Below are 13,084 nucleotides of genomic sequence, written 5' to 3'. Positions count from 1 at the left end.
CTTGATTTTTAGGATTATATATTTTTAGTTTTAGGTGTTCTTATGGCTTTTAATCTTTACAAAATGCCATATATATGCAACAATTCGATCAAATTTTATTAAGGGTAAGATTAATAATTATGGCTGATTTAGATTTATTAGATGAAGTTCAAGAAGATTTAAAAGAAGAGAGATATGGTCGTATTGTTAGTAGACTAACTCGTGTTTTTTTAGTCATAGCTGCAGTTACTTTGGTAGCTACTAGCGTGTATGTGTGGAGAGATAATGCTAGTACTAAATTACAGAATAAGTTAAGTGTATTGTTTAATAAAGCTTTGTTGGCTGTAGATAATAATAATCTTGATGAGTCTATAGTTTATTTTGATCAAATTATTCAGCATCCTAAGGAGCAATACGCAGCTTTAGCTTATTTACAAAAAGCGGCCGTGTTAGTGAAGCAAAATAAATTTGAGGAAGCTCAAAAAGAATTGCTTGAGATGTCTAACAATAAAAATTTTGAAGATGCTTTGAGAGAATTAGCTCAGGTAATATTTTTAGGTAATCAGTTGCAAATGAATGATTTAGAAAGCCCTGTAACATCAGAAATGCTAGATAGATTGGTTAAAAATAATAATATTTGGCAATTATCAGCTTTGCAGATGAAGGCATTATATGATTTAAAACAAAATAATATAGAAGATGCAAGAATTGCTTTAAAGGAGATTATATCTTCCAATGAAGCTAGTAAATACAGTCAAGATACTGCCTCAAGTATATTATCTGTTATATCTCGATCTAAATAGGCAAAGTTTATGAAGTTATTAGGAAAACTGTTAAGTCAATTATTGCTCCTATCTGTATTAGTTTCATGTGCAGAAGGGGAATTGTTTGGTCCAAAGAAACCACCTTTGCCTGGAAAGAGATTGAATGTTCTTCACTATGATTTATTAAAAGATAAAACCCTTACTAAAGAGAATATAGTTATTCCAGAACAAGAAGATGTTGGTGCATGGCAATATAGTGATATTGGTCAATATACGGGTTTGCCTTCTAATATAAAATTGGGAAAAGAGTTGGTTTTTAAAAAAAATATTAATATAGGCGATTTTGATTCTAGCGCAGGGTCTTCTATAATGATAGTAGAAGATATAATTTATAGTTATGGGAATGGAGTTTTATCAGCCTATAAAATGTCATTTAACAGAACAATTTGGTCAGTTAAGGCAGTTAAGGGCAGTGATGTTGATGATATTATAGGTGGTAGTATAACTCATAATGGGGATGTGATTTATTTATCTACGGGTACTAGAGATTTAATAGCTTATAATGCTTATAATGGTAAAGAATTATGGCGTTATTCTTCGCCAAATGTACTGCGCTATATGCCAGTGATAGATCATGGTAGAATTTATTTATCAAGCACCGATAATACTTTGTCTTGTTTAGATTTGGAGGGAAACCTTCTTTGGCGCTATGATGCACCTATTTATTCTTTAATTACAAGCCGTATTTATATACCTAACATTATTTATGATGATAAGATTATTAATATTACCACAGCGGGTGATTTAATAGTGTTGAATCGTTACAATGGTGAAGAAATAACTGAGGTGAGTTTAGCTACAACCTCTATTATAGGTGATGGTAGTTTGGCTAAAGGTCCAATAGTTTCATCAGTTTTAAGAGATCATTTTTTATATATATTAACTGGTGAGAGTGACTTAATAAAAATTGATTTGCAAAATCCTCAGATTCTATGGAGAGAGAATTATCCAGGCGCTAGGTCCATTTGGATATCTAATAATGCTACATATTTAATTACTGATGATAATCAATTATTAGCTGTTGATAATAATAATGGACAAATGGTTTGGATTACTGATTTAAGTCAGGAGCTTCATAAAAAAGATATTACAGAATTTTTTGGTCCAGTGCTAGCTGGTGATCAATTAATTATTACCTCTGGAGGAGGGGATATTTTCTTTTTATCTCCTATAGATGGTGAGGAAATATCTCATTTTAAGAATCACTATTCTACTAATCAAATGCCTATTGTTGTAAATGAAAAAGCATATTTCATCGGCACCAATGGTATTATATCTGTTTGGCAGTAAAACAATGAAAGAATTCACAGTAGCAGTTGTAGGTCGTCCTAATGTAGGTAAGTCTACTTTATTTAACAGATTGGTCGGAAAAAAACATGCAATTGTTGATGATATGCCCGGGGTTACCAGGGATTGGAGAGATGGAGTTGCAAGCATTGGGCCATTAAAATTTAAGGTTATTGATACTGCAGGTGTTGAAGACGATATTAAAGACGAGATGGGACAAAAGATAAAACAGGTTACACTTAGTGCTTTAGATAATGCTGATTTAATTATATTTGCTACTGATGCAAAAGTTGGAATAACTAATGAAGATTTGTTATTTGCTAAATGGCTTCGCAAGCAACCTATAAAAACAATTGTTATTGGTAATAAATGTGAAAGCTCTAATACTGCAGTTTTTATTAAAGATTACTATCGTTTAGGATTAGGTGAACCAGTGTTTATTTCTGCTGAACATGGTCTTGGAATGGTTGATCTATTTGATGTTATCAATGCTCAAGTAGAAGAATTTATAAAGGCTCAAGAGCAAATAAAACAGTCTGGAGAAAAGAGAGAAGCCATTTCTGTTGCCATAATTGGTCGTCCAAATGCTGGTAAGTCTACTTTGGTAAATCAATTATTGCAAAAAGAAAGAATGGTAACAGGTGATATGCCGGGAATTACTAGAGATTCCGTTTCAGTGGAGTATGAGTTTCAAGGGCAGCCAATTAAGCTGATTGACACCGCTGGAATTAAGAGAAAAACTAGTATCAAGAATAATCTAGAAAGCATGACTTATGAAGATAGTAAGCGTGCCATTCGTTTTGCTCATACTGTTGTTCTCACTATGGATGCAATAAATGCATTTGAATCTCAAGACATTGCTATTGCAAATATGGCTATTGCTGAAGGAAGATCTTTAGTTATTGCTATTAATAAATGGGATAAAATTGAAGATAAAAGCAAGTATAATAATGCTTTGGTGGACGAAATATCCCAGCTTCTTCCCGAGATAAAAGATGTTCCCATTATTTATATTTCAGCCATTAATGGCCATAATGTTAATCTATTAATGCAGGCTGCATTAGATAGCTATAATAATTGGAATATTCGTATTCCAACCCGTAAACTAAATGATTGGTTGCTTGAAAAAATCGCTGCTCATCCCATTCCTTTAGGATCTAAGGGAAGAAAGGTGAGGATTAAGTATATGACTCAGCATAATACTCGTCCACCATCTTTCGTGTTGTTTTGTAATTTACCAGAAGATATTAGTGATTCTTATATAAGATATTTAGCTAATAATTTAAAAGAAGAATTTGGTCTTAAAGGAGTGCCGGTTAGACTTCACACGAAACGAACCGATAATCCTTATGGTAAGAAGAAGTAGTAATTCTATAACGGCAAGTTATCGTGTTTTTTCCAAGGGCGATTAACTTGCTTATTTGTTAGCATTGATAATGCTTTACAGATGCGCCATCTGGTGTTTTGTGGCCTAATAATATCATCAATGAACCCTCTTGAGGCTGCTACATAAGGGTTAGTAAATTGTTCTTGATATTCAGTAATTTTTTCTTCGATGAATTCTTTGTCGGATAATTTATCACGATGCAATATTTCAATAGCTCCTTTGGCACCCATTACTGCAATCTCTGCATTGCCCCAAGCAAAATTTATGTCTCCTTCTAAATGCTTAGAGTTCATAACAATATAAGCTCCACCATAAGCTTTACGAGTGATCACAGTGATTTTTGGAACTGTAGCTTCCGCATAAGCATAAAGCAATTTAGCTCCATGTTTTATAATGCCGTTATGTTCTTGATTCACACCCGGTAAGAAACCTGGTACGTCAACTAAAGTAACAATTGGTATATTAAATGCATCGCAGAATCTAATAAATCTTGCAGCTTTCACTGAAGCGTTAATATCCAAACAACCAGCCAAATGCATTGGTTGGTTGGCAATAAATCCTACTGGTTTACCTTGCATATAGCCAAATCCAGTGATGATATTCTTAGCAAAATCAGGCTGAATTTCGAAGAAGTCTCCTTCATCGATGATACGCTCAATTAACTCCTTCATGTCGTATGGTTTGTTTGGATTTGTTGGCACTAAAGTATTTAGTGACATTTCAACTCTATCGGCTGGGTCTTGAGTAGGTCTTTCAGGTAACGAGGATTTGTTGGATGCAGGAAGAAGATCAATCAAGCGACGGGTCTGCATTAAAGCCTCTACGTCATCATTAAATGCTTTATCTGCAACTCCAGTTTTTTTTGCGTGGGTATTGGCCCCTCCTAAAACTTCTTGGCTTACGTCTTCGTGAGTAACAGTTTTAACAACATCAGGTCCAGTTACAAACATATAAGATGATCCTTTAACCATGAAGGTAAAGTCTGTTAGGGCAGGAGAGTAAACTGCCCCACCTGCGCATGGGCCCATGATTAGTGAGATTTGTGGAACAACACCTGATGCAATTACGTTGCGTTGGAAAATTTCTCCATAACCACCTAGAGAGTCAACACCTTCTTGAATTCTTGCCCCTCCAGAATCATTAATCCCAATGATTGGTACTCCCATTTTCATGGCCATATCCATAATTTGACAAATCTTTTTAGCATTGGTTTCACTTAAGGAACCACCTAGAACTGTGAAATCTTGACTATAAACATAAACTAAGCGGCCATTAATTGTTCCACTTCCGGTGACAACTCCATCACCTTGCTGTTTTTTATCTTCCATACTGAAATTACTACAACGATGTTCAACAAACATGCCATATTCTTCAAAAGAATCTACATCAAGAAGAATTTCTATTCTTTCTCTGGCGGTTAACTTACCCTTAGCATGTTGAGTTTCAACGCGCTTGATTCCACCACCTATTCTTGCTAGGCGTCTTTTTTCTTCTAAAATTTCATTGATCTTTGATTCCATATTCTTCTTATTCTCACGATTATATTTAACTAGTGGAATTTAGCATAACTTGAGGTATGAAGCAATAGAGGATTTGTATTGGAGGAGTTTTGCAGTTTATGAAATACTTCGTATTTTTTTATTCTTTTTGTTATTTGGTGGATTATTGGTGGACAATTTATTCGATGATTTATTGAATGTTTTTTTTATAAAGTTTGTTAGGGAGTATTTGCTGCTTTTCTTGGATCCTTCTTTTTCCGTCTCTTCTATAGCTCCCGTTGGAAACAAGCCATATGATTTTGGTGTGTATTGATGTGCGTTAGAAGCGTCTTTTGTTCCTTTGCTGTTAACGTTTTGTTTGTTAGTTTGAGTTGCTTTATTAAGTTTTGATCTAGCTTTATTTATATCTACTCCACCTGTGAAAAAATGTTTAAATTTTTTTAGCCATCCTAAAGGGTTCATTTTTCTTCCTGTTAATTTTTCATTAATAAATGAATTAGTATTTAGATTATTCTACAGAAATTAATAAATGGTTAATTCATTATTTTTTTAATTTATTTTTCTGCGTGATATTTTTAACACATCAATTTCATTCGTAAATTACACCTTTAGTTATTTCTCTTTGAACGCTTGTGCAATTGGTGATTACAGCCGGGTTAATAAATAAAGAAAATACAATAGATTAACGAATATTTACCTCTTTATCTACTTGACCATCCCAAGGTAAGGGTATAAAATTCCATGTATTACCATTTTATCCCAAATTAACCCATTGTTTACCGTTTTGGTGGTATAATTTAAAGTTGATTGGGAAAAGGTGGTATTTTTTGTTGACGTTGTGGGAGCCTAAATCTTTTGTCCAAATTAGTTTTAGGCCTCCTACAGACAGCTAGCGCAAGGAGTTAGAGTGCTGTTTTTATCGACCTATATTAATAAGATAGATAAAAAAGGTAGGGTGTCGGTGCCTGCATCATTTCGCTCGTCTTTAAGTCAACAAAATTTTCCTGGAATTATTGCTTATAGTTCTTTTGTTAATCCTTGTCTTGAAGCTTGTGGTATGAACCGTATTGAAGTTCTTAATCAAACCATTGATAATTTGGATCCATATTCAGAGGCGAGAGATGCCTTCGCCACTACAATTTTGGGTGGATGTATCCAATTAGCTTTTGATAGTGAAGGTAGGGTAACTCTGCCAGAGAATTTAATTTCTTCAGCAAATCTTGAAGATCAAGCATGTTTTGTGGGTAAAGGTGCCACCTTTGAAATTTGGCATCCTAAAGCATTTGAAGAATATGCAGCTAATGCTAGAGAAATAGCCAAGAAAGGGCGTCATAGTCTACAGTTTCCTTCAAAAACTCAATTAGTGACTAAGGGGTGATGTATGAGTAATATGCCTCACATTCCGGTAATGCTAAATGAGGTGATAGAACATTTATCTCCAAGGGATAACGAAATATATATTGACTGTACTTTTGGGGCTGGTGGATATAGTAAGAAGATATTAGCTTCCAGTAGATGTAAATTATATTCTATAGACCAAGATCCAAATGTGATTGGCTTTGTTAAAGAATTGAGTGAAGAATATTCTTCTGAAAGATTTAAATTTGTAAATAATAATTTTGGTCAAATACCAGAGATAGCTGCTGAATTTAATATAAAAGATGCTGATGGAGTTGTTTTTGATTTAGGTATTTCCTCAATGCAAGTGGATCAGGCTGAACGTGGATTTTCTTTTAATAAAGAAGCCAGACTTGATATGAGAATGAGTGGGCAGGGTAAAGATGCCTGGGAAGTTGTTAATAAATATAGTGAAGAAGACTTAGCTGATATTATTTATTATTACGGTGAAGAGCATTTCTCTCGTCGTATTGCTTCTAATATAGTTAAATCCCGTAAAATTGCTCCAATTGATACTACTCTGCAATTAGCGCAAATTGTAAAGTCTTCAGTGAAACGTCAAGGTAAAACAGATCCGGCTACTAAAACATTCCAAGCAATTAGAGTATATGTAAATGATGAATTAAAGGTTCTAAAAAAGGCCTTAATTGGTGCATATAATCTATTAAAGCTTGATGGAAAATTGGTTATTGTTTCTTTTCAAGGATTAGAAGACCGCATTATTAAAGACTTTGCCCAGAAAGTTCCAAATTCTAGAGTTAAATCTTATAAACCAAGTAAAGAAGAAATTAAGCTAAATCCAAGATCTAGGTCAGCTAAACTTAGAGTGATAGTTAAAAAAGATCCTTCCACTTTATTAACGGAAGGTGCTCTATGATAAATATTCGTTATATGTTTCTTTTGGTTATATTTTTTGTTTCTGTTTTTGGTTTATTTCAAGTTAAGTTTAAAGTGCAGCAATTGCATGTTGATTCATTAGAGTTAAAAAGACAATTAGCTCATGAGAAGGATAGTATTCACGTTTTGCAAGCTGAATGGGCACATTTGAATCAACCAGATAGATTGCATCGTTTGAGCCAAAAATTTCTTAAACTTGTTGAGGTGAAATCTGATAAAGTATTGCCGGTGAAGCCTGGATCTATAATAACTATGGCGTCTAACCAACATATGCCTGCTATTAAAGAAAATAAGAAAGTGGTGAAAATATCTTATAGCAAGAATAGGCAAAAAGCCAAAGCAATTAAATGGAATTACAGAGAGCGTCCGGTTCTTAAAACGAGAGTTAGAAGATGAGAAATCATTTATCTAATAAGTTGTTTAGGTTGCTAAAAGATATAAAAAAGTCTGAAATTTATCAAAAAATTAGTCATAAGTTTTCTAAAAGAAAAAATAATAAAACACTAACACGTTTAGATTCAAGTATTCTATATCAAAGATTATATGTAGTGATTATTGTTTTTGGTATTGTTTTTGGCTTGCTTGCAGTTAAATTAATTATTGTGAGTACGGCTGATAAGGCTTCAATAAATCAATATTTTTCTCCAGGACACGTAAATCGTAATGAAATAGTGGATAGAAATGGTGCTCTATTAGCGGTGGATTTAGCTATTGTTTCTCTGTATGCACAGCCTAAATTAATTCAAGAGCCAGTTCATACTGCAAATGAATTAGTTAGAATATTTCCAGATTTAAAGAAAAAAGATTTAATAAAACTGCTTGATAATAAAAAGAATTTTACATGGATTAAAAGAAATCTTACTCCAAAACAACAGCATCAGGTTAATAGTCTTGGGATTCCGGGTTTAGAATTTGAGAAAGGTGTTAAAAGAATTTATCCTCAAGGTAATCTATTCTCTCATATTTTGGGATATGTTGATACTGATGGTATTGGTATTGCAGGCATTGAGAAACAATTTGATAGATATTTGCGTAATCCCAAAAATGGTAAATTAGAATTAAGTGTGGATGTGAGGGTGCAGAATATTGTCCATGATGAAATGCTTAAATCAATTGAAGAATTTAATGCTAAAGGTGGTATCGGAATAATAATGGATGCTAATAATGGAGAAATAGTATCTGTCGTTAGTTTGCCAGATTTTGACCCACATCATCCAGGTTCTGCAAGTTCTGAACAATTATTTAATCAGTTTTCATTAGGAGTTTATGAAGTGGGATCTATTATGAAAGGTCTTACTATTGCTATGGGGCTTGAAACTAAAGCGGTGTCTTTAAATGATGTTTATCATGTGAAAGCTCCTATTAAAGCTGCTAGTTTCACAATTAATGATTATCGTCCTAAACGAAGTTACTTATCCATTCCTCAAGTTTTTATGCATTCTTCAAACATAGGTACAGCTATGATTAGTATTGAAGTAGGGGAAGAAGCACAAAGGAAATATTTAAAAAGATGGGGAATGTTTGATCCTCTAAAAATAGAATTACCAGAAAAAGGTCAGGCAATATATCCAAATGATAAAGAATGGGGGGAGATTAGTACTATGACAATTTCATTTGGTCATGGAATAGCAGTTACTCCACTGCATTTTATTCGTGCTGCAGTATCCTTAATTAATGGAGGATATACTTTAGAGCCAAGTTTGTTGAAGAAGAAAAATAAAGAAGATATTGTAATGACAAGGGTTATATCCGAAGAAACTTCTGAAACAATGAGAAAGTTAATGCGTTTAACTGTTGAGCATGGAAGTGGTAAAAAAGCTAATGCTAAAGGTTATTATGTTGGTGGAAAAACTGGTTCTGCTGAAAAAGCAATTCGTGGTGGTTACAGTAAGAAAGCAAAATATGCAGCATTTTTAGGAGCTTTTCCTATGAATAATCCACAATATGTTACTCTAATGGTTTTAGATGATCCAAAGCCCAATAAAACCAGTCCATTTTCAGGTGGCGCATGGAGTGCAGCCCCTTTAACAGGAAGGATTATTAGCCGAATTGCTCCTGTTCTTAATGTGGAGCCTGTTGATAGTGAAGATCCAGGTTTAAAGAGAAGATTCCACCTAGAATTTGATCCAGGTGCAGAAATGAAAGAGCAAACATTTTAATATCTTATAATTTTCTTGATTATTATAACAATTAAGATATTATCTGTTAATATTTTTTAATTTTTCCAATGCAGATGTGTATGAATAAAGTTTTTGTATCTTTTGTTTTAGTTATGGTATTGCAAGTAAATATTGCTTTAGCAAGTTCTAAAATAGACACTTCTGGAGATATATTGCAAATTGCTATTCCATTAGCTGCTTTTGGTACTACATTTTATAAAGATGATGCTATGGGCAAAGAAGAATTTGTTAAAAGTTTTCTAACCACTACTACAATAACTCATGCTCTTAAATTTTCTTTGCAAAATACTTCATTAAATGAAAGACCTAATGGAAAAGATTATTCTTTTCCTTCTGGTCATACTGCCAGTGCTTTCCAAGGCGCTTTCTTTTTGCAGAAAAGATATGGTAGTGAATATGGTGTGCCAGCTATGGCATTAGCAGGATTCACTGGATATACAAGAGTTAGAGTGGATTGTCACCGTTGGAGAGATGTTATTGGTGCCACAGGAATTGCTTTTGCAGTTAACTATTTTCTAGTTAGTGAATATGATCATCAGAAAATATCTGTAGATGTATCAAAGAATTCTGCAATGTTAAATTTTAAAACCAGCTTTTAACTTATTGTTAATTATTACCTTCTATGCTTAAGCTCCATAATTAGCAAGTGGAGAGTATCATGAAGGATAATAATGAATCTTGGTACAAATTAATGCATTATGTTCCTGGTCAAATCGTTATAGAAAAGATGCCAGAGCGACCAAGGATAAAACCTCGTCCAGTTTATGAAAAGACAGTTAAGGAAGAGGCTAGGGATATTAAGGAAGAAATCATCATAAGAGATGCTGAAGAAACATTGACTGATGAGTTAATAACAGATGTAATTTATTCATTGGATATAGGGGAAGAATCTATGTTTGAATTACTTTCTGGAACTCAAGAAACAAGATCTCAAGGAGGTTGTCCGCGCACACCAAGAAATTTAAGAAAAATGGTTTATGATGCTAGAAGTAAGTCTAATGAATCTGACACTACAGCAGAAATTTCTTTCTCATTAGAAAGTTTTGATAATAGTGGAACAATCACTTCCTCTATTATGATGGGAGAGGGATCTAATATTTAGCACTCAGGTTGTTAAATTTGAGTGCTAAATAAAAAAACTGTAAATTTACTCTGAAAACCAGGTTTTTCCATCTTTTGAATCTTCACCTATTATGAATCTTTCTGCAACGCAGATATTATCAAATGGGTGGGGATGGTCTCCTAAATTCATCATCCATATTGAGTCTGGGCAATATTTTTCAATGAATTCTTTATATCGTTCATCACCTTTGCTAATTTCTAGATTGTTATCCATTGATTGATAGTTTACTGGTTCGTAAAAACTCTCTCTGTTTGGATATACCCCCTTAGGATATACAACATCAATATTACCATCTTTGTTAGCCTCTAAGTAATATGCTATAAAAGTTGGATTTGCTGTAGACATATCAGTGATTTTAGTGCTGGTTTGGTCTTTAATATTAGCAATATATTCTGGAGGATTAACAATATTTCTCTCTACCATCTCTACAATTTTTTGGATGATAGGATGGTTAGGTGAGGCAGCAAAAAAGAAATTATCTATATAATAACTACTAAATTCTTGGGTAAAGTAATTATATTTATGGGCTTCATCGGTGGTGTCGCGATTAAAGTTGAAGTTTAAATCTGCATATACTCCACCAAATTCATTCACTAATACATATCTTAAGGCGTCAGATGCCATTCCCCATTTTTGCTGGGCAATTAGATTTTCTATTATTTCAAAAGAAGCTAATTCATCTTGATGTTCGTAAATAGATTTTACCTGAATACCATTATCTTCTAGAACCTTAACTGTTTTAGGGAAAAGATTTTTATCATTAGTCCAAATAATTTGTTGCCACTGCACAGGTGCTTTTGCAAATGTCTCATGAGTTTCTAATGATATTTTAAGATCTTGCTCTCTTATTTCCTTTGGGGACTCAGGTGAGGTGAGCCATATCTGGTGAAGAATATAAGGGATTTTGGCTTCTTCAGCTTTTGGAGCATCTAAGTTTTTAAATTTTTGATCAATAGTGGATTGTGGATTAAATAAAATGTTTGAAAGGCTGTTTTCTACAATTTCCTCAAATGCTTTATTAGAGCATTTTGCTCCGTGTTCTACTAGAAAATCTATTATTTCAGTATCCATCGTATCCATCATAGCAAAAATTATATTCCCATTACCATAGTCTGCATTAATATCGGCGCCGTGATCTAAAGCTAATTTTATTAGTTCAATAGATTTTTCTTTTACGCTGATCCCATAACGATATAATGAGCGTGTAGCTACGAGTAATAACAAATCTGGATTTATTCCTTGCTTCAGAATTTCTTGATATTGCTCATAAGATAAATTATTTGGTATTTTTTGAAGGTTGCTTACGTCTATTTCCTTTTCCGTTAAGTAATCAAATAACTCTATAAAATTATCACCGGAGGTTAATTCTACAAATTTGGTTGGATTTAATCCGCTGTCGATTATTTTATCTAAATCAGCTTTAGATAAATTATTTCTAATAGACCCTATGTTACTTGGGGTTATCTTGTATTTTAGTGCTAAATCTAATAATTGATCATGTCTTTCTCCTAATTCTATTGCGAAAACATTTGAGAGAAGATGATTGGCATTTAATCCATGTTCTAATAAATATTTATATGTTTCATATGGGAAAGAACTAGATACAGAGTATGCATATCTCAAAGATGCCCCTTTTTCTACTAAGAATTCTATCAATTCTATTTGATGTTGCACTTCTTTTGATATTGTTTCATTATAAGCATAACTCGATCTTAGAAGTGAAGACAAGGCCTTGTTTAAGGGGAGTCCATTATTCAAGAATAGCTCTAGCTGATTTTTTGGGATTGAGGATGATAAATCAAAACTATTCCAATCAATTTTTTTAGTTAAAGCTAATTCAATTAAGTTATCACTTTGCTCTCCAGCTTCTTGTCTGAGGGCCGCCTCTAATATAAGTCTTCCACCTGCGCCTTTATCTAATAATTTCTTTGCTTCCATGGTAGTAAGATATTTTATATTATAAGAAGAAACTCTGTGCCAGTTTATTTCTTTAGTTAGAGCTAAATCTATTAATTGATCACGGTTTTCTCCAGTTTCTTGTTCAAGGGCAGCATCTAATATAAGATTTCCGCTTGCGCCTTTATCTAAGAATTTCTCAGCTTCTATAGTGGAAAGAGATTTGAGATTATAAGAATGAAAGTTATTCCAATCTAATTCTTTAGTTAAGGCTAAATCTATTAATTGATCACGCTTTTCTCCAGTTTCTTGTTCAAGGGCAGCATCTAATATAAGCTTTCCGCTTGCGCCTTTATCTAAGAATTTCTCAGCTTCTATAGTGGAAAGAGATTTGAGATTATAAGAAGGAAAGTTATTCCAATCTAATTCTTTAGTTAAAGCTAAATCTATTAACTGATCACGCTTTTCTCCAGCTTCTTGTTTAAGGGCAGCATCTAATATAAGCTTTCCGCTTGCGCCTTTATCTAAGAATTTCTCAGCTTCTATAGTGGAAAGAGATTTGAGATTATAAGAATGAAAGTTATTCCAATCTAATTCTTTAGTTAGAGCTAAAT

At 33.2% G+C, this 13,084-nt stretch carries 12 protein-coding genes; 9 read left to right on the top strand and 3 right to left on the bottom strand.

Annotated features, from left to right (window positions below):
• Positions 1-119: 119 nt before the first annotated feature.
• From N4A31_01900 to der, 3 genes are read left to right on the top strand one after another with little or no spacing between them, the layout of a single operon-like run.
• Positions 120-782 (top strand): tetratricopeptide repeat protein, encoded by a 663-nt coding sequence (locus N4A31_01900; GenBank protein MCT4634988.1) that lies wholly within the window; start codon positions 120-122, stop codon positions 780-782.
• 9 nt (positions 783-791) lie between these two features.
• Complete coding sequence (locus N4A31_01895) at positions 792-2,093, top strand: PQQ-like beta-propeller repeat protein (protein MCT4634987.1); 1,302 nt, start codon at positions 792-794, stop codon at positions 2,091-2,093.
• A complete protein-coding gene (der, locus tag N4A31_01890) occupies positions 2,041-3,456 on the top strand; it encodes a ribosome biogenesis GTPase Der (protein MCT4634986.1) in 1,416 nt (471 codons plus the stop codon). The genes N4A31_01895 and der overlap by 53 nt, the downstream gene beginning before the upstream one ends.
• Positions 3,457-3,461: 5 nt before the next feature.
• Here der and N4A31_01885 read toward each other — a convergent pair whose 3' ends face one another.
• Positions 3,462-4,997 carry an acyl-CoA carboxylase subunit beta gene (locus N4A31_01885; GenBank protein MCT4634985.1) on the bottom strand — a complete coding sequence of 512 codons (1,536 nt, stop codon included), beginning with the start codon at positions 4,995-4,997 and terminating at the stop codon, positions 3,462-3,464.
• A 96-nt stretch (positions 4,998-5,093) separates the two neighbouring features.
• Positions 5,094-5,438: a hypothetical protein gene (locus tag N4A31_01880; GenBank protein MCT4634984.1), complete on the bottom strand. Its 345-nt coding sequence runs from the start codon at positions 5,436-5,438 to the stop codon at positions 5,094-5,096.
• A gap of 445 nt (positions 5,439-5,883) precedes the next feature.
• On the opposite strand from N4A31_01880, the gene N4A31_01875 reads away from it, so the two are divergent.
• The 6 genes from N4A31_01875 (at position 5,884) to N4A31_01850 (ending at position 10,553) form a co-directional block, all read left to right on the top strand.
• The gene (locus N4A31_01875) at positions 5,884-6,354 is read left to right on the top strand and encodes a cell division/cell wall cluster transcriptional repressor MraZ (GenBank protein ID MCT4634983.1); all 471 of its coding nucleotides are present in this window, start codon (positions 5,884-5,886) and stop codon (positions 6,352-6,354) included.
• 12 nt (positions 6,355-6,366) lie between these two features.
• Positions 6,367-7,251, top strand: coding sequence for a 16S rRNA (cytosine(1402)-N(4))-methyltransferase RsmH (gene rsmH, locus N4A31_01870; protein ID MCT4634982.1), 885 nt, complete (start codon positions 6,367-6,369; stop codon positions 7,249-7,251).
• Entirely contained in the window at positions 7,248-7,667 is a 420-nt protein-coding gene (locus N4A31_01865; GenBank protein ID MCT4634981.1) for a hypothetical protein, read from the top strand. The genes rsmH and N4A31_01865 overlap by 4 nt, the downstream gene beginning before the upstream one ends.
• On the top strand, positions 7,664-9,430 hold the full coding sequence (locus N4A31_01860) for a penicillin-binding protein 2 (protein ID MCT4634980.1): 1,767 nt from the start codon (positions 7,664-7,666) through the stop codon (positions 9,428-9,430). Before N4A31_01865 ends, N4A31_01860 begins: the two co-directional genes overlap by 4 nt.
• An 80-nt stretch (positions 9,431-9,510) precedes the next feature.
• Positions 9,511-10,050, top strand: a complete 540-nt coding sequence (locus tag N4A31_01855) for a phosphatase PAP2 family protein (GenBank protein ID MCT4634979.1) — start codon at positions 9,511-9,513, stop codon at positions 10,048-10,050.
• Between the two features lie 59 nt (positions 10,051-10,109).
• Positions 10,110-10,553: a hypothetical protein gene (locus tag N4A31_01850; protein ID MCT4634978.1), complete on the top strand. Its 444-nt coding sequence runs from the start codon at positions 10,110-10,112 to the stop codon at positions 10,551-10,553.
• A 45-nt stretch (positions 10,554-10,598) separates the two neighbouring features.
• Here N4A31_01850 and N4A31_01845 read toward each other — a convergent pair.
• A partial coding sequence (locus N4A31_01845) for a hypothetical protein (GenBank protein ID MCT4634977.1) occupies positions 10,599-13,084 on the bottom strand: 2,486 nt, incomplete at its 5' end.

This window comes from Rickettsiales bacterium (assembly GCA_025210695.1).
Classification (GTDB): Bacteria; Pseudomonadota; Alphaproteobacteria; order Rickettsiales; family CANDYO01; genus CANDYO01.
Note: the sequence above shows the minus strand (reverse complement) of the source record. Positions and strands in the feature narration are given on the sequence as shown.

Excerpts from the sequence above, each read along its gene's own strand:
- N4A31_01900 (MCT4634988.1), top strand. The coding sequence starts at position 120 with ATGGCTGATTTAGATTTATTAGATGAAGTTCAAGAAGATTTAAAAGAA.
- der (MCT4634986.1), top strand. The coding sequence starts at position 2,041 with ATGAAAAAGCATATTTCATCGGCACCAATGGTATTATATCTGTTTGGC.
- N4A31_01880 (MCT4634984.1), bottom strand. The coding sequence starts at position 5,438 with ATGAACCCTTTAGGATGGCTAAAAAAATTTAAACATTTTTTCACAGGT.
- N4A31_01885 (MCT4634985.1), bottom strand. The coding sequence starts at position 4,997 with ATGGAATCAAAGATCAATGAAATTTTAGAAGAAAAAAGACGCCTAGCA.
- N4A31_01850 (MCT4634978.1), top strand. The coding sequence starts at position 10,110 with ATGAAGGATAATAATGAATCTTGGTACAAATTAATGCATTATGTTCCT.
- N4A31_01855 (MCT4634979.1), top strand. The coding sequence starts at position 9,511 with ATGAATAAAGTTTTTGTATCTTTTGTTTTAGTTATGGTATTGCAAGTA.
- N4A31_01860 (MCT4634980.1), top strand. The coding sequence starts at position 7,664 with ATGAGAAATCATTTATCTAATAAGTTGTTTAGGTTGCTAAAAGATATA.
- N4A31_01865 (MCT4634981.1), top strand. The coding sequence starts at position 7,248 with ATGATAAATATTCGTTATATGTTTCTTTTGGTTATATTTTTTGTTTCT.
- rsmH (MCT4634982.1), top strand. The coding sequence starts at position 6,367 with ATGCCTCACATTCCGGTAATGCTAAATGAGGTGATAGAACATTTATCT.
- N4A31_01895 (MCT4634987.1), top strand. The coding sequence starts at position 792 with ATGAAGTTATTAGGAAAACTGTTAAGTCAATTATTGCTCCTATCTGTA.